Below are 1,941 nucleotides of genomic sequence, written 5' to 3'. Positions count from 1 at the left end.
CCAAATGTGAGGGAAATTCCCCGTGTTTGGAGCAAATAACCACATGGCACGCTCCAAACGTGAGATGAGTTTCCCTGCGTTTGTGGACTTAGAGTGTGTGTAAGTCCACAAACGCTCGCACGGTCTAAGCGCGCGCTTACTCAGTAATCACGCGCTTCAGCTCGCGCGCAACTTTCGCTGCATCCTCAGCACACATCAGCGCCGACACTGTGCACACGCCGTCAATTTCAAGACCGCGAATAGGGAACACCGTATTCTCGTGAATTCCGCCAATTGCCAACGTTTTCACGCCCATCGTGTGCGCAACTTTTGCAACCTCATTCACGCCATCAACGCCAAGCGGTGGCACGTCGTGCGCCTTCGTATGTGTTTCAAAAGCAGCGCCAATACCAATCGCATCTGGCAGCGGTACATCATTTTCTTTGCACTCACGGTACGCTTTTTCCATCAAATCCGGTCGCGCGCAAGTAAGCCCAATCATCCACTCAGCCGGCATCATCTTGCGCGCTTCAACAAACGGCATATCTTTTTGCCCAATATGCAGGTTAAAACCAAGCCGAGCTGCACAATCAACATGATCATCAATAAACACAGGCACATCGCCATGTCCAGAATCAATGAGCGCGTGGCGCAATCTCTTCGCCTTAGCGGCAATTTCAGTATCGTCAGAATACTTATCGCGCAACTGCACAACCGTAACTCCACCCTCAATTGACTCTACTGCCACCCGCTCTTCCGGTCGATTGCCCATGCGTGGATCAGTGACCAAATACAGCGTCCAATCAACAGGCTCCACTGTAAACTCAATATTAGTGAGCTCAAACATGTCGTTTACGCTTAGCGTTGAAAGTGCGTCCATCCACAGCGTGCGGAAGGTTCCGGGAGCTGTGGTTTGGCGAGCTGCCCAAGTTCCAGCGGCTGCAGCATGTACGTGCGCAGCAACAGTTGCAGCAAGCGGTCGCTCTGGGTTTGCGCCAACGTACGCTGCAACAAGCGCTCCTAAAGCACAGCCCGTGCCAACAACTTTAGTCATAGTTTTGTGGCCGCCTGTTACGCGAGCTAAGCAGCCATGACCATAAATTGCGTCTTTCTCGCCGGAAATTGCCACTACTGAGCCGTACTTTTTGGCTAATTCGCGTGCTGCCTGAAGCGCGTCGTTCACATTATCGTGCGAATCTACGCCTTTGCCGTTGCTTTCTTTGCCTGCAAGCGCCATGATTTCGGAAGCATTTGCGCGAATTACGGTAGGGTGATGCTTAATAATCTCGTGTATAAAGCGCGTGCGCGGAGCGAGAGCCGGCACGCCAATGCCAACAGGATCAAGTACCCATGGGGTATCGGCTTTTTCACAACCTTCAACGGCTGCACGCATGTACTCGGAAGTTTCCGGTTGATGGAAGGTGCCGACGTTGATGAGTACACCGGTGGCGATTTGCGCGAGTGCGTGCGCTTCTTCCGGGTCGGTTACCATGATTGGTGATGCTCCTGCGGCGAGGAGTACATTTGCGGTGATGTCTTGCACGATGACGTTCGTGATGCAGTGGGTGAGTGGCTGCTGTGCGCGCACGCGTTCGATGCATTGGCGCACATCGTTGAGGAACATGCGGCGGCGAGCGCGTGCAGAAAAGCTGGTGTCAACTTGCGTTGTGCTTTGATTGTTTATTGCTGCTGCGTTTGCGGCTGTGCTTGTGTTTGCTTTGTTTGCTTCGTTGCTGTTGTTTGATTCTGCAATGTTATTTGTTGTCATTATGTTTCCCTTCGCTAGCACTATCTAGAGCAGGTTCTACGGATGTAATCTCAGCGGTTTTGTTTGCGAATTATCGCAGCATCGCGCACTCCGAACCATCCTTCGACTATATCTTTTATTCGTGACTTACTTCCTTCTGTGCTAGTGTAACGACTTGCTTTCGCGCTATTCCTCACGGCATAGCCGTTCGGCTG

The 1,941-nt window shown here is 52.0% G+C and carries 1 protein-coding gene and 1 riboswitch; the gene reads right to left on the bottom strand.

Annotated features, from left to right (window positions below):
• Positions 1-136 precede the first annotated feature (136 nt).
• Complete coding sequence (thiM, locus tag HMPREF3208_RS05955; protein ID WP_419471013.1) at positions 137-1,603, bottom strand: hydroxyethylthiazole kinase; 1,467 nt, start codon at positions 1,601-1,603, stop codon at positions 137-139.
• 133 nt (positions 1,604-1,736) lie between these two features.
• A riboswitch (TPP riboswitch) is annotated at positions 1,737-1,850 on the bottom strand.
• Positions 1,851-1,941: the final 91 nt, after the last annotated feature.

It is taken from the genome of Gardnerella vaginalis, assembly GCF_001546485.1.
GTDB lineage: Bacteria > Actinomycetota > Actinomycetes > Actinomycetales > Bifidobacteriaceae > Bifidobacterium > Bifidobacterium vaginale_D.
This window is presented reverse-complemented; position numbering and strand designations above follow the sequence as displayed.